General features: G+C 40.7%; 16 protein-coding genes. 4 read left to right on the top strand and 12 right to left on the bottom strand.

Annotated elements, in window-relative coordinates; all coding sequences use genetic code 11:
• The 5 genes from HMPREF3108_RS02470 to pcrA all read right to left on the bottom strand — a co-directional run bounded on the left by HMPREF3108_RS02470 (position 1) and on the right by pcrA (position 5,304).
• Positions 1–612: a TetR/AcrR family transcriptional regulator gene (locus tag HMPREF3108_RS02470; RefSeq protein WP_048777869.1), complete on the bottom strand. Its 612-nt coding sequence runs from the start codon at positions 610–612 to the stop codon at positions 1–3.
• Between the two features lie 173 nt (positions 613–785).
• Positions 786–1,205: a GNAT family N-acetyltransferase gene (locus HMPREF3108_RS02465; protein ID WP_048777871.1), complete on the bottom strand. Its 420-nt coding sequence runs from the start codon at positions 1,203–1,205 to the stop codon at positions 786–788.
• Between the two features lie 36 nt (positions 1,206–1,241).
• On the bottom strand, positions 1,242–2,522 hold the full coding sequence (locus tag HMPREF3108_RS02460; protein WP_048777873.1) for an O-acetylhomoserine aminocarboxypropyltransferase/cysteine synthase family protein: 1,281 nt from the start codon (positions 2,520–2,522) through the stop codon (positions 1,242–1,244).
• 98 nt (positions 2,523–2,620) lie between these two features.
• Positions 2,621–3,019, bottom strand: a complete 399-nt coding sequence (locus HMPREF3108_RS02455) for an NUDIX hydrolase (RefSeq protein WP_048777876.1) — start codon at positions 3,017–3,019, stop codon at positions 2,621–2,623.
• Positions 3,016–5,304: a DNA helicase PcrA gene (pcrA, locus tag HMPREF3108_RS02450; RefSeq protein ID WP_048777878.1), complete on the bottom strand. Its 2,289-nt coding sequence runs from the start codon at positions 5,302–5,304 to the stop codon at positions 3,016–3,018. The genes HMPREF3108_RS02455 and pcrA overlap by 4 nt, the downstream gene beginning before the upstream one ends.
• A gap of 188 nt (positions 5,305–5,492) precedes the next feature.
• Between pcrA and HMPREF3108_RS02445 the strand changes: the two genes are divergently transcribed.
• Positions 5,493–6,680 carry a cation diffusion facilitator family transporter gene (locus HMPREF3108_RS02445; RefSeq protein WP_045635232.1) on the top strand — a complete coding sequence of 396 codons (1,188 nt, stop codon included), beginning with the start codon at positions 5,493–5,495 and terminating at the stop codon, positions 6,678–6,680.
• Between the two features lie 321 nt (positions 6,681–7,001).
• On the opposite strand, the gene HMPREF3108_RS02440 is transcribed toward HMPREF3108_RS02445, so the two are convergent.
• The 5 genes from HMPREF3108_RS02440 to HMPREF3108_RS02420 all read right to left on the bottom strand — a co-directional run bounded on the left by HMPREF3108_RS02440 (position 7,002) and on the right by HMPREF3108_RS02420 (position 15,060).
• The gene (locus tag HMPREF3108_RS02440; RefSeq protein WP_045635231.1) at positions 7,002–8,336 is read right to left on the bottom strand and encodes an Nramp family divalent metal transporter; all 1,335 of its coding nucleotides are present in this window, start codon (positions 8,334–8,336) and stop codon (positions 7,002–7,004) included.
• Between the two features lie 335 nt (positions 8,337–8,671).
• A complete protein-coding gene (lepB, locus tag HMPREF3108_RS02435) occupies positions 8,672–9,229 on the bottom strand; it encodes a signal peptidase I (RefSeq protein WP_045635230.1) in 558 nt (185 codons plus the stop codon).
• A gap of 89 nt (positions 9,230–9,318) precedes the next feature.
• On the bottom strand, positions 9,319–10,824 hold the full coding sequence (gene pyk, locus HMPREF3108_RS02430; protein WP_045635229.1) for a pyruvate kinase: 1,506 nt from the start codon (positions 10,822–10,824) through the stop codon (positions 9,319–9,321).
• A 52-nt stretch (positions 10,825–10,876) separates the two neighbouring features.
• Positions 10,877–11,887, bottom strand: coding sequence for a 6-phosphofructokinase (pfkA, locus tag HMPREF3108_RS02425; protein WP_045635228.1), 1,011 nt, complete (start codon positions 11,885–11,887; stop codon positions 10,877–10,879).
• A gap of 71 nt (positions 11,888–11,958) precedes the next feature.
• On the bottom strand, positions 11,959–15,060 hold the full coding sequence (locus HMPREF3108_RS02420; RefSeq protein ID WP_048775156.1) for a DNA polymerase III subunit alpha: 3,102 nt from the start codon (positions 15,058–15,060) through the stop codon (positions 11,959–11,961).
• Between the two features lie 262 nt (positions 15,061–15,322).
• Here HMPREF3108_RS02420 and HMPREF3108_RS02415 point away from each other — a divergent pair, with 262 nt between their 5' ends.
• From HMPREF3108_RS02415 to HMPREF3108_RS02405, 3 genes are all read left to right on the top strand, one after another.
• Positions 15,323–16,027, top strand: coding sequence for an ABC transporter ATP-binding protein (locus HMPREF3108_RS02415; protein ID WP_008809279.1), 705 nt, complete (start codon positions 15,323–15,325; stop codon positions 16,025–16,027).
• Positions 16,028–16,038: 11 nt separating this feature from the next.
• Entirely contained in the window at positions 16,039–16,839 is an 801-nt protein-coding gene (locus HMPREF3108_RS02410; protein ID WP_048775159.1) for a hypothetical protein, read from the top strand.
• Between the two features lie 119 nt (positions 16,840–16,958).
• Positions 16,959–17,549 (top strand): hypothetical protein, encoded by a 591-nt coding sequence (locus tag HMPREF3108_RS02405; RefSeq protein ID WP_048775160.1) that lies wholly within the window; start codon positions 16,959–16,961, stop codon positions 17,547–17,549.
• 96 nt (positions 17,550–17,645) lie between these two features.
• Here HMPREF3108_RS02405 and HMPREF3108_RS02400 read toward each other — a convergent pair whose 3' ends face one another.
• Together HMPREF3108_RS02400 and HMPREF3108_RS02395 are read right to left on the bottom strand one after the other, a co-directional pair.
• Positions 17,646–17,957: a hypothetical protein gene (locus HMPREF3108_RS02400; RefSeq protein WP_070493160.1), complete on the bottom strand. Its 312-nt coding sequence runs from the start codon at positions 17,955–17,957 to the stop codon at positions 17,646–17,648.
• 45 nt (positions 17,958–18,002) lie between these two features.
• Positions 18,003–18,848: a DUF4300 family protein gene (locus HMPREF3108_RS02395; protein WP_070493157.1), complete on the bottom strand. Its 846-nt coding sequence runs from the start codon at positions 18,846–18,848 to the stop codon at positions 18,003–18,005.
• Positions 18,849–18,854: the final 6 nt, after the last annotated feature.

Below are 18,854 nucleotides of genomic sequence, written 5' to 3'. Positions count from 1 at the left end.
TCAAAAACCGAGCAAACCTCCCCAGTCAAACAAGTCCATGATGGAATGGCAAAATTCCAGCGCCTGCTCTTGGGGCCAGTCTTGAGCCAAGGGCTCAAATACAGCTGTGTAATAAGCCGTCATGCACGATCGCAGAAACTCGTGTTTGAGCAAATGATTAATCTTACCCTCTTTGTAAGCCAGCTCCAAATAGCGATAAGTCTCGTCTGCAGCCAAATGAGGGAGACTCATCCTGAAGTCCGCTTGCGAAGATCCCTGAGATTTAAAGAGCAAAAGCTGCATAATATCCTTATACTCATAGAGAATCCGCATCAGGGACTGGAGATCCTCTAAACGATGGGCCCACATATCAGACAGGTGCCCCTCTTCTAGGAAAGCATAGTCACGTCGCTTCTGCTCTTGTCCATACTGATCTAAAGCTATCAGAGTAGGCTCAAGCAGGGCAGTAAAGAGACTGTCCTTACCCTCATAGCGCTTATAAAGTGCCCCAGTCGTCAAGCCAGCAGCGCGACAAATTCTCCGCAGTGAAGCATCCTGATAGCCATAAGCCAAGAACTCACTCCTCGCGCTTTCCAAGATTTTTTCGTTTAACTCATCTGTTTCTTTTTTCATGATTTTAATTCGATAACACCGTTATCACCTTTCTTCTTTTATTATAAATTCTGACAATTTAACTGTCAAGGAAAAACAAAAGAGACCGAAAAATATTTTCATCAGTCTAGTTCTATTCCTTTTTCTCTTATAAACATGAGAAAAGGAGCTTATTAACAAGCTCCTCTAGAATTTTACTTTTTATTAGGTGCATAAATCATGCCAGTACAGTCGAAATCTTCCTGTCGGCGAAAGCCGAGCTCTCGATAAAAAGCTAGATTTTTATCTGACTGCTCCGTTGCCAGCTGGATTTGGTAAACATCCTTAAATCGTTCCAACGTCTGCTGAAGAAGGCTCCGGCCAATCCCCTGACGCTGGTAGTGTGGATACAGCAACAAATCCTGAATGAAGACAATGGTAAGCCCATCTCCGACCGCTCGGATCAAACCAACCAACTCCTCATCGTCATCATAGGCTGCCATTACAAACAAGGACTGATGGAAGGCTTGCTCTAACCGCCGAGGATGATTGGTGTAATTGCTCCAACCAACTGAAGCATAGAGGTCTAGTACAGCTGCAAAATCCAGCTGTGGATTGCAGTCATATCTGATCATACCAAACACCTCCTTCAAACTATGATTGACCTATTCTTATAATTGATCCAAGGCTAGCTTGAGATCTTCAATCAAGTCATCCACATTTTCCAGACCGATAGAGAGTCGAATTTGATTTGGTGTAATGCCTGCTGCCAGCTGAGCATCTGGTGACATCTGACCGTGAGTCGTTGTAGCTGGATGGACAACCAGGGACTTGGCATCTGCTACATTGGCCAAGTCAGAGAAAATCTCTAGGCTATCAATAACCTTACGAGCTTCTTTTTCCCCACCTTTTACATTAAAGGTGAAAATAGAGCCCACACCTTTAGGGAAATATTTTTCTGCCAAAGCATGATAAGGACTGTCAGCAAGCTTAGGATAATTAACCTGCTCAACCTTAGGATGCCCTGCTAAGAAATCTACAATCTTCTCCGCATTGGACACATGGCGCTCTACTCGCAAAGAGAGAGTTTCCAACCCTTGTAGGAAAAGAAAGGCATTGAAGGGAGACATAGCTGCGCCCGTATCGCGCAAGAGCTGGGTCCGGACAGCAGTGACAAAGGCTGCCGCTCCGACATCGCGTGTATAACTGATATCATGATAGCTCGGATCTGGGTCCACAAACTGCGGAAACTTACCAGAAGCTTCCCAGTCGAAACGACCGCTGTCCACAATCACACCACCGATGCTGGTTCCGTGACCACCGATAAACTTAGTCGCAGAATGCACCGCGATGTCCACTCCATGAGAAAAAACATTGATTAGATATGGGGTAGCAAAGGTATTGTCGGAAATCAGCGGAATTTTATGGGCATGAACCAGCTCTGCCAAAGCATCAAAGTCAGGAATATTAATCAGCGGATTGCCCAAACTTTCAATCAGAACCAACTTTGTATTGTCCTGAATGGCTGCTTCTACTTCAGCCAGATTTTCAATATCCACAAAAGTCGTGGTAATGCCATAGCGAGGCAGGGTTTCCTTGAGCAGATTAAAGGTACCACCGTAGATGGTAGAGGCTGCTACTACATGGTCGCCAGCATGGGCCAAAGCTAGAATGGTGTAGGTAACAGCTGCCATACCAGAAGCTGTTGCTAGAGCTCCGACTCCACCTTCCAAAGCCGCAATCCGCTCCTCAAAAGCAGACAGAGTTGGATTGGTAATCCGAGTGTAGATATTGCCCGGCTTACGTAGGGCAAAAAGATCTTCACCCTCCTGAGTATCATCAAACACATAGGAAGTTGTCTGATAAATAGGCAGAGCCCGTGACTTGGTTGTCGGGTCAACTGTCTGTCCGGCATGAAGTTGCAGGGTTTCAAATTTAAATTCACGTGTCATAAGGTCACCTCACTATAGTTATGTGATAAGTCTACCACTAAACGCCCCGCTTGACTAATAGAATTTCCTTATCAAAAGAAATAAAGAGAAGCTATATCTTATAGCTTCTCGGTTATAATCTCAAAAGTCGCCTGATTGCTGGGCCAGTACAACTGCGACGAAACTTTGTCTAAAGCTACCCACTGAGCTCCCACATGCTCATCAGAAATCTGGATGTCCTTCTGCTCTGTCAGAACTAGAAAAAGATTCTTGTGGATGGACAGATTTTCATCAATCTTTACCATAAAATCTCCAAGACTCGTCAGGTTTGAACGATGTAAGACCAAGCCGGTCTCCTCTTTTATTTCACGAAGGCAGGCCTCTTCTGGACTCTCGCCACTCTCAATCCCACCAGTAATGGGCTGCCAAAAGGAAACAGTCTCATCCTCAACTTTCAAGAGCAAGATTTCTCGTTCCTCTGGATGATAGATCCAGGCTTCAATCGACTGCCTCATCATGATTTTTTCTCAATCGGCGCTATGCTGGCTAGCACCTTCTTCAGTCCCACTTCTGGGAAATTAATCTTAAGCTCTTGATTGTTTCCGCTGCCAGAGACTGCCAGAACTGTCCCATCGCCCCATTTCTTATGGTGAGCAATATCTCCGATTGCCCAAGCAACTTCCGGCTTAGAAGGCTGGCTCTGACTGCTCTTTCCAAAAGGCAGACTGCTTGTAGAAATGGAACTTGGTGCCGCCTGACGTTTCCGCTCTTGCAGGGCCTGGGCCAGACTCATGCCTTGACCAAATTTGCTAGTATCGCTATTGGTGTAACTGACCTTAAAGGAGCTGTTTGCTGGTCGAGCCAGTCCTTGATAGTCTAGCAGGTCTGAGCTGATTTCTCTCAAAAAGCGAGTAGGTTGATTATAGTTGGTTTTACCATAAAGCATACGGGAATTGGCATTGGTCAGATAGAGAATCTTCTCTGCTCGGGTGATACCGACATAGGCCAGACGCCGCTCCTCTTCCAACTCATCTTCATCTTCAGATGCCCGGCTAAGAGGAAAGACATTTTCCTCCATTCCAACCAGAAAGACGACCGGAAATTCCAATCCCTTGGCTGCGTGGAGGGTCATCAAAGTCACTTCAGAACTCTCCGTATCTCCGTCATCTGTGTCTGCAATCAAGGCTAAGTCATTGAGAAAACGGCTGAGCTTATCAAGACCAGACTCATCAGTAGGATTGTCTGGACTTTCATCAAAATTCTTGGTTACAGACAGGAATTCTTCGATATTTTCAATCCGTGCTTGGCTTTCCAAGGTTGCCTGCGCAGCCAAAGCTGCAGCATAACCTGTCTTTTCCAGTACGGCTTCTACCAGCTCCGTCACTGTAAAGTCATCCAAGCGCTCCCGCAAATCCAGAAGCATATTGGCAAAATCATAGACCGCCTGAGCAGCCTTGCCCTTGACTGGCGACAATAGGATATTGGCCGACGCATCCAGTAAAGACATTTCCTGACTAGACGCAAAATCCCGAATTTTCTCCACCGTTCCTGGACCGACTCCACGCTTGGGCTCATTGATTACGCGCTCATAGCTGATATTATCGCTAGGATTAGCGATGAGATTGAGATAAGAAATAACATCGCGGATTTCCTTGCGGCTGTAGAACTTGGTTCCACCGACCATAGTATAGGGAATATTGGACTTGAGCAGGGCTTCCTCCACCGTACGTGACTGGGCATTGGTCCGGTAAAGAACTGCAAAATCCTTATGACTGTATCCTTCTCGGCTCAGCTGATCAATAGTCCGAGCGACAAAGAGAGCCTCGTCCTGCTCGTCATTAGCCCGATAGTAGACAATTTCCTCACCGTCTTCATTTTGAGTCCAGAGATTTTTGGGACGGCGGTTGCGGTTGTTTCGGATGACTTCATTAGCCGCCTGAAGGATAGTTTTAGTCGAGCGATAGTTTTCCTCAAGCAGGACTACCTTAGCTTCTGGATAATCCTTTTCAAAGTCCAGGATATTCTGCATATCGGCTCCCCGCCAGCCGTAGATAGACTGGTCAGCGTCTCCGACCACACAGATATTCTTAAAGCGGGAAGCCAAGAGCTTGACCAGCTGGTACTGGGCATGGTTGGTATCCTGATATTCATCCACATGAATGTACTGGTAACGTTGCTGATAGTAGGTCAGGACGTCAGGATTTTGATCAAAAAGCCGCAAGGTCAGCATGATTAAGTCGTCAAAGTCCATGGCCTCAGACTGGCGTAATTCCTTTTGATAGATCGTGTAACACTTAGCCACAATCTCTGTATACATATCACCAGCTAGATTCGCATAGGCTACCTCATCAATCAGGTCATTTTTAGCATTGGAAATAGTCCCCAGAATGGCACGCTCATTCCACTTTTTGGGATCTAGATTGAGATTTTTGAGAATCCGCTTCATCAGAGTCCGCTGTTCGCCCGGATCAACGATGGTGAAGTTGCGGTTGTAGCCAATATGGTCTGCTTCTCGCCGTAGGATGCGTACACACATGGAGTGGAAGGTAGCGATTAAGCAATCTTGGGCCTCCATTTTAAGTTTTTCAGCCCTTTCTCTCATCTCCCGCGCCGCCTTATTGGTAAAGGTAATGGCGAGGATATTCCAAGGATTGACCATCTTTTCATCAATCAAATAGGCGATGCGGTGGGTCAGGACACGGGTCTTACCAGAACCAGCTCCCGCCATTATCAGTAAAGGCCCTTCTGTTGTTTGAACCGCCTCAGCCTGACGGTCATTCATACCGTTTAATAAAGGATGCATTTTTCTTCCTCTTTCAAAGTCAATGTTATTATTATACCAAAAAATACCTTCAAAGGGTGTACCGAGTCAACAGAATCAAAAGATAAAAAGCAAGAAATTTACAACAATCTCCTAGCTCTTTATATACCAATGATTATTTGAAAAAAAGTCAAAAAAACGCTATAATGTACTATCTGAAAGGAGTAAGCATGAACAATCCCTCAAAAAATCTCAAACTGGCAGAGCAGGGTGCCTTGCTAGCTATTGTGACCTATATCCTTCTTTCTACTACCAAGTTGATTGCAGGCTCTATGCTACACTCTTCTAGTTTGACTGCTGATGGTTTCAATAACATTTCCGACATCGTCGCTAATATTGCAGTTCTTATTGGTCTGCGAATGGCTCGAAAACCAGCTGATATGGACCATAAGTTTGGTCACTGGAAGATTGAAGACCTGGCTAGTTTAATCACTTCCCTCATCATGTTTTTTGTTGGACTGGACGTCTTATTTGAAACCGTTCAAAAGATTATTTCCAAACAAGTCACAGCCATCGATCCTCTAGGTGCAATCGTAGGTTTTATCTCAGCCATCATCATGACTGGGGTTTATCTCTTTAATAAAAAACTTGCAAAAAGAGCCAACTCTAAAGCCCTAGAAGCAGCGGCTAAAGACAATTTATCAGATGCTATCACTTCCCTTGGTACTTCAATTGCTATTATAGCGAGCGCCTTGAACTATCCCCTAGTTGACCAGCTGGTAGCCATTATTATTACTTTCTTCATCTTAAAAACTGCTTATGATATTTTTATGGAATCCTCCTTCAGTCTTTCTGATGGATTCGATGAAAGCCTCTTGCAAGATTATAAGCAAGCCATCCTTGAAATTCCTAAAATCACACAAGTTAAGTCCCAGCGAGGCCGCACTTATGGAAGCAATATCTATCTAGATATTATTCTTGAAATGAATCCGGACCTTTCCGTCTATGAGAGTCACGAAATTGCTGATCAAGTTGAAGAGATGTTAATGGAACGCTTTGGGATTTTTGACATTGATATTCACATTGAACCCGCTCCCATACCAGAAGATGAAATACTCGATAATGTCTATAAAAAACTCCTAATGCGTGAACAACTAGTTGACCAAGGAAGTCAGTTAGACAATTTACTTTCTGAAGAATTCTTCTACATTTCCCAAGATGGCCGTCAGCTAAATAAGGCTGAATTTCAGGCTGAAAAATCCTCAGAAAAAAAGTTCAAAAATTTTGAACTGATTTCTATCAGCCACAAAACCAAGCTTATCCGTTATCAAATTGATGACGTTCTTCACACAAGCATCTGGCGACGTCACGAAAACTGGCAAAATATCTTCCACCAAGAAACCAGAAAAGGAGATTAAAGATTTCCTAAGTGACATAATCCTAGGCTTTAACTCAGATTGGTTTGAATAAGATCTAAATACCCAAAAAAGAAGAGACTTAGGCCTCTTCAATCTGTATCCCTTTTTATTTTTCTCAAATTCAGATTTTGGGATAGATTAGGAGATGATGGAACAAAATATTTTTGAAAAGATAAAAAGACAAACGCCAAAAATGACGTTTGTCTTCGATCTGAGAACAGTTTCAGCTGTTCTTTTTTGTTTTTAATTTTCATGAACCAACCACTACTATTATTTCTTTATCAATCCTCAAGCTGATGCCGAGACCTGATTTAAACAAGTTTAAAAAATATCGAAAAGAAGCTTGATATTGAGAATGGTCAAGATGATTGAAACTGCGTAACCTAGGATTGTATTCCACTTGGCATTGGTAAATTCTCCCATCAGTGACTTCTTAGATGTCAAATAAATTAGGGGGAAAATTGAGAATGGAAGAGCGATTGAAAGAAAGACCTGCGAATAGACCAATAACTGATCCAAGGTTTTTTCTTGATGTCCAAACAAGACGGCGACTATAATCACAGGGAGCAAGGCAAAAATACGTGTCCCGATACGGATAATCCACTGAGGTAATTTCAGATGCAAGAAACCTTCCATAACAATCTGACCTGTCAAAGTGCCTGTAATGGTAGAATTCTGTCCACTTGCTAAGAGGGCCAGAGCAAATAAAGTTGACAGAGTTGAGCTAGCTATCGCTCCTGCTATTGTCGAATCCTGTAAAGCATTGTACATTTGAGAAAAGGCCGAAATTTCAGATGCATGACCAAAAAAGAGAGATGCCCCTAAAATAAGAAGCAAGGAATTGACAACAAAGGCTAAGGACAACTGAAGATTTGAATCCCAGGTCATAAAGCGCACTGCTTTCCGAACATCCTTCTTATCTTTGTGATTGATTTTCCTTGTTTGGGATAGGGAGGAATGGAGATAGAGATTATGAGGCATGACTGTCGCACCTACAATCCCTAGAGCCAAGGTCAATTGACTTTCATGACCTGGTAACGGTGTTTCAAATAAAGTTGAAGTTGGTAAATAACCACCAATAATCCCCTGGATACTTGGATTGGATAAGGCCACAAGATAGGCAAAGATGGCTAATATGGTTAAAATAAGAGTCGTAACAATGGCTTCAATTTTTTTGAAACCAAATTTCATCAATAAAAGTAACAAAAATACATCTAAAACGGTTAGAAGAATAGCAATCATAATCGGTATTTTAAACAAAAGATTTAAGGCAATTGCTGAACCTAAAACTTCAGCCAAATCTGTCGCCATTAAAGCTAATTCTAAAATCACCCATAAACTATAGCGAAGCCACTTGGGAGCATGATGAGCTGTTGCCTGCGCTAGGTCCATCCTAGTCACGATACCGAGCTTTCCAGCCATCTGTTGTAACTGCATAGCAATGATGGATGAAATTAAAATAACAAATAAAAGGCTGTACTTGTAGGAGGCGCCACCAACCACGCTGGTGATCCAGTTTCCTGGATCCATATAACCAACCGCTACAAGAGCTCCAGGCCCTAAAAATGCTTTTAGATTTTGCCAAAAATGATTGTTATTCGGAGTTTCAATAGATTGATTGATCTCAGAAAGGGAGACCTTTTTGTAAGAAGACATAGGAATATTCACTTTCTAATCTTGTCTTTACATATTTCTTAATATAATATTTTTTGAAAGAATGATGAAAATAGTTTACCTATTTCCAATTCACCCTTATTATATCACATTTTAGAATGATTCCTAATAAAAGAAATGATAGTTAAATAGGCAATATCAGTATTGTAAAAGAGTCTGGGACAATAGTCCCTTATCTCCAAAAAAGAGTTTGGGACAAAAAGATTCCAATTTTTAAAAACCTTAATTATTAATCCCTTCAAATCTATAATTAAATGCAAGAAGCGAACAAAGCAGAATTCTGAAAGAAGAGGCCTAGGCCTCTTCTTTTTTGTTTTCTACTTATTCTCAATAAAACCAAACTTCTTTAATGGGGAAATTCTGAATGAAATGACTCCCTGAATCTGCTTGCTAGTAATTAAACCAAACTCTCGACTATCTCTTGTATTCTGCCGATTATCATTTAATATCAAGTAGGAATCCTTCGGAATCTTACGAGTTTTTGAATCAGTCAGCGTCTGCAAGCTAAAGTCATGCGTAAAATAACCTGAGTTACCAGGTGTTGCCAGGTATTTTTCCTTTAAACTAGATAAGTAATTCTCAGTTTTAATCTTATTGTTCAGATATAAGACATCATCCATATAGATGAATGCATCATTTCCTTTGGCAATCACTCGTCCTACATATTCCTTACCATCTACTTCGTAAAGAACAAAATCTTCCCTCTGAATCTTTTCTCCTCTAATCGCTAATACAAAATCATTCTCAGCAAGATAGTGATTTGAATCTTGTGATTTTATAGTATAGGGAGTAAAAACTAATAGACGCAAGGCAACAAAAATGAAAATTGCTATCACAAGGATCAGCAAATTACGAATCAAATCTCTCTTAACCATCATCTCTCCTTTTTCACCCTATTATACCATTTTTTACAGAATAAAAAAAGCCAATGATTACAAGAGAATCATTGGTTTTATATATATGTTTAGCGAACTGTGCGGATACGCATTGTGTTTGTACGAACAGCTTCTCCAACTGGTACACCAGCAACGATAACGATATCATCACCAGATTGTACAAGACCTGCTTCAACTGCTTTACGTTCAGCAATTTCAAACATGTCATCAGTTGATGATGGAGTGTCTGTCAACATCGGGATAACACCCCAGTTCAACATCAATCCACGCTCTGTTAATTCGTCAAATGTCAACGCCAAGATATCAGCATTTGGACGGTATTTAGAGATCAAGCGGGCTGTGTGTCCAGTCTTAGTAAGTGTTACAACCAATTTGATATCCATTGAGTTGGTAGCATCTTTAACTGCTGAAGCCATAACTTCTGTTTTAGAGTTACGTTCAAATGAATCTGAGTTCAAACGTCCGTATTCGTTAAGAAGAGTTTGAGCGTTCTTGTCGATTGTAGCCATTGTAGTTACTGACTCAAGTGGGTATTTACCATTTGCAGACTCACCTGAAAGCATTGTTGCATCAGTTCCGTCGATAACAGCGTTAAATACGTCTGAAACTTCTGAACGAGTTGCACGTGGTTTTTCAGTCATTGTTTCAAGCATGTTTGTAGCTGTGATAACAACTTTACCTGCAGCATTCACTTTAGTGATGATCATTTTTTGGTAAACTGGAACCATTTCAAATGGTACTTCAATACCCATGTCACCACGAGCAATCATGATACCGTCAGCCGCTTCAATGATTTCATCCAAGTTGTCGATACCTTGTTGGTTTTCGATTTTAGCGAACAATTGAACGTGACCATTACCAGTTTCTTCACAGATTGCACGAACTTCGTCGACGTCTTTTGCAGTACGTACGAATGAAATCGCGATGAAGTTGATTCCTTGCTCAAGACCGAAGCGGATATCAGCATTGTCGCGCTCAGCAAGTGCTGGGAAAGGAATTTTAGTGTTTGGGATGTTTACACCTTTCTGCTTAGCAATGATACCGTCATTTTCAACGACTACTTCAAATTCACGAGTTGCATCGTCTTTTGCGAAAACACGAAGACCAAGTTTACCATCGTCAACCAAAACTTGGTGACCAACTTCAACATCATCGTAGATGTCAAGGGCACCAGCAACGTTCAAAGCAATCACTTCGCGAGTTGATTTGATTCCTTGTTTAGTTGCAACACGGATTTTTTCACCAGTTTTGTATGAATATTCTTTTGCGTCACCTTCAAACAATTCTGTACGGATTTCAGGTCCTTTTGTGTCAAGAAGGAAACCAACTTTTTGTCCAGCAATTTCTTCAGCAAGTTTAACAGTCGCCATACGCTCACCTTGTTCTTGGTGGTCACCGTGTGAGAAGTTGAAACGGAAAGTGTTTGCTCCTGCTTCAATCAATTTAGCAATATTTTGAGCTGAAGCTTCAACGTCAAGTTTTTCACCCCAGTATCCGTCTTCACCGAATTTTTTACCACCACGGATTTCAACCGCAGGACCTAATGTTGCAACAATTTTTACGCGTTTGTTCATGATCTTATGAAACTCCTTTTATATATTTGGCCATTCTGACCTTTATAACAAATTAAATAGAAATACTACGATTTAGACTAGACAAAGCAAGATCTGCCTTGTGCGGATTGTTGACGATAATCTTACCATCTTGCGCCAAGCTAAAGAGTGCACCCTCTTCTGCTGTTCCAAGAATTGGATTTTCAACCATTTTCTCATTGCGGATACCGACGGCTACACCACCGATTCCTTTTTTAAGCAATTCAACAGCATGTGCTCCCATGCGAGAAGCAAGAACACGGTCACGAGCAGTTGGAGAACCACCACGTTGAATGTGACCAAGCTCAGTTACACGAAGGTCACTTGTATCACCAGCAGCTTTCAATTTTTCACCAAATTCATCCGCTGACATAACACCTTCTGCAAGAACAATGATATTGTGCTTCTTACCTTCCTCATATCCACGTTTGATGCTAGCCACAATCTCTTCAAATTTGAAACCTTCTTCAGGAACAATAATCTCATCTGCACCAGTAGCAATACCTGCCCATAGCGCGATATCTCCAGCATTACGTCCCATTACTTCAACAACAAAAGTACGACGGTGACTAGATGAAGTATCACGAATCTTGTCAATCGCATCCATTGCTGTTGTTACTGCTGTATCAAAACCAATTGTAAAATCAGTACCAACGATGTCATTATCGATTGTACCTGGTACACCAACAGCCGGGAAGCCATGCTCTGTCAAACGCATAGCACCGTGGTAAGAACCGTCACCACCAATAACCACGACACCTTCAATTCCATGCTTTTTCAATTGCTCAATTCCCTTAAGTTGCCCTTCTTTTTGCGCAAACTCAGGATAACGAGCAGAGTGAAGGAAAGTACCGCCTCGAGAAATGATATCCCCTACCGATGCAGCTGTTAATGGTTGAATCGAACCAGCAACCATACCAGCATATCCATCATAGATACCAAATACTTCCATTCCTTCAGAAATTGCTTTACGAACTACTGCACGGATGGCAGCATTCATTCCAGGGGCATCTCCACCACTGGTCAAAACAGCAATACGTTTCATTCGTTTATGCTCCTTTTTCTTTTAACATTCTAACTGATTATACCACAATCTTAGGGAAAATTCTTCCTTTTTTAGCGATAAATCGTTTTCATTGTAAATTTTTGTAAATCCTCTTGCAAATCCTTTGATTTTTCCACTTGGAAATGCGGTGCAGCGATTGTTTTACCATCAATTTCGTAGTGTAAAACAACTGGAATCGATCCCGGAAATCGTTGGAGGATTTCTGCAATCTGAAGATCATGTTCATGGTTTTCTAGCTGAATCCAAAACCGTTCTGAACTAGCTTCTACCGCCTCAGATAAAATCATTTGCAAACGACCATCCCTTTCCTGAATACGCCCCGTTAAAAAATAAATACCTTTTTCTTTTATACGATTCGCTAGTAACTTATAAGTTTCTGGGAACAGGGTCACATCCAGTTTCTTTTTGGTGTCAGTGACCTGCAAAAAGGCCATATTCTCACCATTTTTCGTCCGAATAACTTTGATAGACTGGACTTGAGCAAGAATTTTTGCCCTGCTGTTTTCAGCTAGATCTCCTATCCAAGAAAAGGATTCTGTTGTCGCTTTGGCAATGGTCATTAAAGGATGATCTGATAAGCCAACGCCAAGAATAGATTGTTCCAACTCAAACTTTTCAGACTGACTATAATCCTCAGCCTCTGTCCATGAATAACTGCTATCAGCAAAGAGACTTCCCAGCTCTTCCACAAAAATGAAGAGGTTTGTTAGATTGGAGATAATCTTTTGACGGTTAGACTCAAAACTATCAAAAAGGCCAATCTGAATCAGAGGAATCAAAGAAGACTCTTTCCTATACTGGGATGGTAAGCGTAGCAGAAAATCCTCAATTCCAGTAAAAGGTCGCTCTTCAATAATCCAGTAAGCTAGATCACGAGGAAGTCCCTTAATATTTTTCAGACCTAGAAAGATTTGATTTTCCTCAAATTTATCGCGATAAGGGACTGTATTGATGGTCAAGGGAGCAAGCTTAAATCCAAAGCTAAGTGCGTCCGTAACATAGTCACTGCTAGAATAATTTAAGAGAACATCAAAGAAAACTTCTGGATAATGAGCCTTGAAATAGGCCAACTGAAAGGCTAAGGCTGAGTAAGCGTAAGCATGACTTCGGTTAAAGCCATAGCCAGCAAATTTCTCCATGATGGCAAAGACTTCTTTAGCTTTCTTTTCTGAGTGTCCAAGCTTCATTGCGCCTAAGACAAACTCTTCCTCCATCTTATGCATTTCTACAGCATTTTTCTTACCCATGGCTCGGCGTAAGATATCGGCTTTTCCTAGACTGAAGCCCCCAAAGCGCTGGGCAACTTGCATGACCTGCTCCTGATAGAGCATGATACCATAGGTTGGAGACAGGATATCATCTAGGCTTTCATCAATTGAGACAACAGCTTCACGACCATGCTTTCTCTTGACAAAATTGTCAATATAATCACTAGCACCAGGTCGATTCAAAGAGGTTGTAGCGACTACTTCTTCAAAACAAACAGGCTGAACTCGCTTGAGTAAACTGATGGCTCCTGGCTGTTCAAATTGAAAGATTCCTTTGGTATCACCAGTAGCGAAAAGTTGTAAAGTTTTTTTATCCTCCAGATCAATGGACTCAATTTGGATGTCTATCTCATATTTCTTTATGACAGCTTCTTTCATTCGTTGGACAAAGGTTAAATTGCGCAAACCTAGAAAGTCCATCTTGAGAAGTCCATTGCTCTCGACTCCGTGGGCGTCATACTGAGTAATATACATATCCTCGCCATATTTGAGTGGTATCTGGTCTGTCAAATCATTGTCACTCATTACAACACCCGCCGCATGAACAGAGGTCTGGCGGGGGTTCCCTTCGATTTTTTTAGCAATGTCAAAGGCCTTTTGATACTCTAACTTGCTATTGATAATCTGTCGGAATGCAATATTCTTTTCATAGGCTGTACTCAGACTATCTCCAAAGCGAATCTTCTTAGTGATGTTGGTCAGCTCATACTCTGCGACACCAAAGCGTTTGAAAACATCACGAATGGCCTGCTTAGCTCCAAAGGTCGAATAAGTCACGATTTGGGCAGCATGAAGTGTACCATAACGATCACGGACATAACGAATAAATTCCGGCCGGTATACATCTGGAATATCGATATCAATATCAGGCATAGTGTAGCGTTCCAGATTTAGAAAGCGTTCAAAGAGTAGATTATTTTTGACAGGATCAATTCCTGTGATTTCTAAAGCATAAGCCACCAGACTTCCTACTGCAGAGCCTCGCCCCATTCCCATGTAATAACCCTGACTACGTCCAAAACGCAACAAATCCCATACGATGAGAAAATAATCATCAAAGCCCATCTGATGAATAACAGCAAGTTCCTGATTGAGGCGTTCCTGATAGAGAGAGCTTGTTAAGCCTCGTTTTTTCAGCCCAGCTTCTGAGCGCTCACGTAGTTCTTCCACTGCTGGACGCTCCGGATTAAAACGTGGCAATTTTAACTCTGTATCGATATCATAATGGACATCCTGAACTAGTCTTTCAAGATTTTCCAAACTCTCTGGAAAGGTCTTCTCAAAAGCGTCCCTAAGTTGCTCGGGTCGCAAAAAATGCTGACCGCTTGGCAAATCCCCTACCTCTCTCAGACTAACATTCTCTCGAATAGCCCTCAGCATCTGCAAGGTTTCCAAGTCTCCTGTATCAAAATAGCGGACAGTATAAAGAGGTAGCGTAGGCCTTGAAAAATCTTGAAGAGGAGTCGTTGGAGAAACCCCAATGTAATAATCTTTTCCCAGATCTAAATCATCAATTCCAGGATAAGCAGGAACAATCAGAGCCAAACCTTGCATCAAATGCTGAATATCTGACCACTCTTTTTTATCAAGCATGATGAGAGTTGAAACCTTCATCAAATTCCGATAACCTTGGCTGTTTATCGCCAACAATCGTAAGGACAAAGGCTGTCCATCTTTGACTAAGTTCAAATCCAGACCTAAAAGCCCCTGAATTCCAGCTACTTTTGTTTCTTCTAAAAAATGATAGGCTCCGTAGAGATTATCCATATCCATAATCCCTAAGTGACTATAACCAAATTCTTTCGCCTTTTCCACATATTTTTTAATTGAGACGAGGCTGTCCATAAAACTGTATACTGTTTTAGTATCTAACTGTGCAATCACTGGCCTCTCCTTCGCTTGTAATCTTTAGTTCCTATTATACTAGAATTTAAAAAAAGAAGAAACCAATGACAAAAAAAGCCTTAGAGAATCTATGGAATCTCCGAACAAATTTGATTTTTTTTTTAACAAACTATATAATATCTTAAAAGCATATTGATTTTTAGCCCAAATAATACTAATTGTACTGGCAACTAAGAATCAAATCTAATATCAATACCGCATGATGCTGTCTTGTTAGCTTTGTATCTTTTAGGAGGTTTATATGTCAACTTCATCTTTGCTTCGTTTGGAGCATGTTCAAAAGAATTATGGAAAGACTGAAGCTCTTTCTGGTGTTAACTTGGATATCCAACCTGGACGTATTGTTGGTTTGCTAGGACCAAATGGTAGTGGAAAAACAACTATCATCAAACTTATCAATGGTCTTCTGCAACCGACTTCTGGACAGGTTCTTATCAACGGAGAAAAACCTTCTCCAAAAACGAAAAAGGCTGTCTCTTATCTACCAGATACAACTTATCTTGGTGATAATATGAAAATTAAAGAAGTATTTGCTATGTTCAAAGACTTCTATTCTGACTTTGATGAAGAAAAGGCCAACCACCTTTTAGAAGATCTCAATTTAGACGAAAAAAGTCGTTTGAAGAATCTTTCAAAAGGTAATAAAGAAAAGGTTCAATTGATCCTAGTTATGAGTCGAAAGGCTGATCTCTACGTTCTTGATGAACCAATTGGTGGTGTGGATCCGGCAGCCAGAGACTATATTTTGAAGACAATTATTCAAAACCGTTCAGAGAATTCTTCTGTGTTGATCTCTACCCACTTGATTTCCGATATCGAAGATATTCTTGATGATGTCATCTTTATCAAAGATGGGGAAATCTTGTTGCAGGAAGATGCTAATGAGCTTCGCAGAAAACATGACAACACTATTGACCATATCTTCCGTGATCAGTTTAGAATTTAAAGGAGAGATTTATGTTTGGGAAATTATTAAAATATGAATTTAAAGCAGCCGGAAAATTATATGGCGTCTTGTTCTTAATTCTGGCTATTGTCTCATCAATATTTGGTCTGATGCTGTCTAACAGTATATCTACTGGAATTACGTCAGATGATGCTGTCTCAGCAGTCTATTCATTCTTTACTATTGTATTCTTTTCAACCTGTACAGCACTTGTTATTTCTAACCTAGTCATTACCATTAGACGTTTCTATCAAAATATTTTTGGTCGTGAAGCATACTTGACTTGGACACTGCCCGCAAATGCCCACCAAATCATCCTTTCAAAAATGACAATGGCAACTATTTGGTATATTGCGAGCGTCTTGGGAATTTTCCTAAGCATCATCTGGATGGCTTTTCTTGTAGCTCTTGGTTCAGGGGTTGATGTCCTCAATAAAATTGGTCTTCTTCTTTCCTACATTCCATTGATTCCTACTCTTCAAATAGCCTTCTATTTGCTTCTAGGTTCGATTTCTTTTGTATTATTCCTATACTTGTCTATTTCCATTGGACAGCTTTTCCAAAATCATCGCATTTTAATGTCCTTTGTAGCAGCCTTTGTTCTATGGATTATAATAGGAGTACTGAATCGTCAGCTTTATTTCACAAATCCTTTCATCTATGCGATTACCTATGCACAATATGTTGGTTCTTATTCCGAACCGCCTATTCAGTTCTCATTCCTGTCTGCTTATACTTATGAGATTATAAAACTTCTTCTTTTCTATTTTGGGGTTTACTATATTACTCGAACTAAGCTAAACCTTGAATAAAAATCTTAAATCATCAAAAGAACAATCAGAAATTTCTGATTGTTCTTTTACTCTAGTTTTCAAGGGCGCTTATTCGTGTTACAATAAGACTGTATATTTTATTTAAAGGAGTTGCTTTCATGCAAAAAGAAATCAAAGCTTCTGTTACGTCTTCACTAATCTGGGTCATTTTGGGGAGTCTTGGCCTGATATTTCTTCTTTTTAATCTCCCATCTGCTCTCCAAAAGAATGACACTGTTGGACTTGTTTTCTCTGGAATCTTTGGAATTATTCTTTTAGGAATCGTTATTGCTTTTGGCCACTTAGCATTAAAAGCACCGCAAAAAATCCGAGAAAAATATCAAAGCATTTACGAACGCTATCCTGAGCTTGCAGACCAGCACCAGCTCATCCAAGAAAAGGCACTCGTTAAAGATGATTTTAACTCTCTTTATCTCTACCGAGACGCTCTCTTTCTCGTTAAAAAGAGACTCCTTATGCCTGTTTACTTAGATGAAATTGAGTCCATCACTTTAAAGATAGAGTGGGTTCATGCTGGCAATGTAAAAACTAAAAATTTCTTCCTTTATGCAAAAAATGGGACGGAGCAACAACAGATTGGTTTGGGAATTATTGATCCTAACAAATACCAATACTTGATGGCTTTTTTTGAAAAGGTACTAGAATTGAAACCTAACCTAGTTTTCCAAAACGAGGTTGAAAATAAATAATATAAAACAAGTGACCGCATCTTTTATTGATGCCGTCACTTGTTTTTTGTATGCAAGTATTAAGTAAGACTTTTTTCAGACCACCTTGAAATTCGCTTACTTAATCTTATGTTTATTCATCTTTTCTTCAAAAATGCTTGTCATAATGGCGCGCAATTCTTCTCTTTCTTTGTCGGGAAGTTCGCCTTGTTGCTTAGCGACAGCGTATAGTTCAGGATATTGCTTAGCAACTCGTTCAACGGTCTTGGTCGTCGCATGCCCTCTCACGAAGAAAGGAATCCTCTTAATCCATTCCTCAGGCACGAGTGCCAGAATCTTTTTAGCAACTTCCTTATCGGAAATTTCTGCAGTGCTGAGCCCTTGATCGATCTGCTCCTGCTCTTTTTCTGTAAAATCTTTTAATTCCATACGCTAAATCTCCCTCTTCTATTTTCTTAATGCTAACAGAGCACACTATTTACCCTCTACCCACTTATCATTGTCCATGATAAAGGGCTTGGCCAAACCTTCCCCTGTGTAGTCTTTATATTTGGTCTGCAAGTATTTGTAGACATCTTCCTTGGTCGCAAATTTGATTGCCTGATAGGGCTCTTCAAAGGTTAGCTTTTCGATAAACAAATATCCGTCTTTGTCTGGAACCAAGACACCGACATGACCTACAAAGAGAGAATCACCGTCAAGATTATCGTGAACAATGACAGAGAGCATTCGTGCCTTTTCATTAAACTTGAACTTTTTGAAGTATTCCTCCATCTTCTTAGCATGGACTTTGACATCTTGAGTTGCTTCAGTCTTGACTCTTGAAAACAGAATATTAAATTCTTCCTTATCCTTGGCATCAAAGAGCTTCCCCTTGTCAATCGCGTCATTATCTATGAACAAGAGTTCGTCATCTTTTTTCACTTGAGGGATTTCGATGCTATTTTTCAGCAAAGTATAGGTATTGATCCGACAATTTGTCCCGATAAAATCGCCCTTCTTGGCTTGCCATAGAGGATTGATTTTTTCTACATCATATTCTGTTTTGGTAAACTTAGTGAAATCGCCCCTTAATCCGGTCGATCCGACAAGGCCATTGTAGTCATTGACTAGATTGACAAAGTTATCGACACTGTCTTTATCCAAATGAGCTGATAACAAACTCTTCACTTCCTCGACACTCTTTTTACTGTTTAGATTTGAATAGGTTGGTGTATTTTGGTTTGTTTGATTATTTTTCTGGGAACTAGCGCATGCTGCCAGCCCCAAAGCCATAGCCAGGCAAGCGCAGGACATGATTATTTTGCTGTATTTCTTCATTCTTAT

Source organism: Streptococcus sp. HMSC10A01 (assembly GCF_001807785.1).
Classification (GTDB): domain Bacteria; phylum Bacillota; class Bacilli; order Lactobacillales; family Streptococcaceae; genus Streptococcus; species Streptococcus gordonii.
This window is presented reverse-complemented; position numbering and strand designations above follow the sequence as displayed.

Excerpts from the sequence above, each read along its gene's own strand:
- pfkA (WP_045635228.1), bottom strand. The coding sequence starts at position 11,887 with ATGAAACGTATTGCTGTTTTGACCAGTGGTGGAGATGCCCCTGGAATG.
- HMPREF3108_RS02410 (WP_048775159.1), top strand. The coding sequence starts at position 16,039 with ATGTTTGGGAAATTATTAAAATATGAATTTAAAGCAGCCGGAAAATTA.
- HMPREF3108_RS02455 (WP_048777876.1), bottom strand. The coding sequence starts at position 3,019 with ATGATGAGGCAGTCGATTGAAGCCTGGATCTATCATCCAGAGGAACGA.
- pyk (WP_045635229.1), bottom strand. The coding sequence starts at position 10,824 with ATGAACAAACGCGTAAAAATTGTTGCAACATTAGGTCCTGCGGTTGAA.
- HMPREF3108_RS02465 (WP_048777871.1), bottom strand. The coding sequence starts at position 1,205 with ATGATCAGATATGACTGCAATCCACAGCTGGATTTTGCAGCTGTACTA.
- HMPREF3108_RS02470 (WP_048777869.1), bottom strand. The coding sequence starts at position 612 with ATGAAAAAAGAAACAGATGAGTTAAACGAAAAAATCTTGGAAAGCGCG.
- HMPREF3108_RS02405 (WP_048775160.1), top strand. The coding sequence starts at position 16,959 with ATGCAAAAAGAAATCAAAGCTTCTGTTACGTCTTCACTAATCTGGGTC.
- HMPREF3108_RS02400 (WP_070493160.1), bottom strand. The coding sequence starts at position 17,957 with ATGGAATTAAAAGATTTTACAGAAAAAGAGCAGGAGCAGATCGATCAA.
- HMPREF3108_RS02445 (WP_045635232.1), top strand. The coding sequence starts at position 5,493 with ATGAACAATCCCTCAAAAAATCTCAAACTGGCAGAGCAGGGTGCCTTG.
- HMPREF3108_RS02415 (WP_008809279.1), top strand. The coding sequence starts at position 15,323 with ATGTCAACTTCATCTTTGCTTCGTTTGGAGCATGTTCAAAAGAATTAT.
- HMPREF3108_RS02460 (WP_048777873.1), bottom strand. The coding sequence starts at position 2,522 with ATGACACGTGAATTTAAATTTGAAACCCTGCAACTTCATGCCGGACAG.
- HMPREF3108_RS02395 (WP_070493157.1), bottom strand. The coding sequence starts at position 18,848 with ATGAAGAAATACAGCAAAATAATCATGTCCTGCGCTTGCCTGGCTATG.
- pcrA (WP_048777878.1), bottom strand. The coding sequence starts at position 5,304 with ATGCATCCTTTATTAAACGGTATGAATGACCGTCAGGCTGAGGCGGTT.
- lepB (WP_045635230.1), bottom strand. The coding sequence starts at position 9,229 with ATGGTTAAGAGAGATTTGATTCGTAATTTGCTGATCCTTGTGATAGCA.
- HMPREF3108_RS02440 (WP_045635231.1), bottom strand. The coding sequence starts at position 8,336 with ATGTCTTCTTACAAAAAGGTCTCCCTTTCTGAGATCAATCAATCTATT.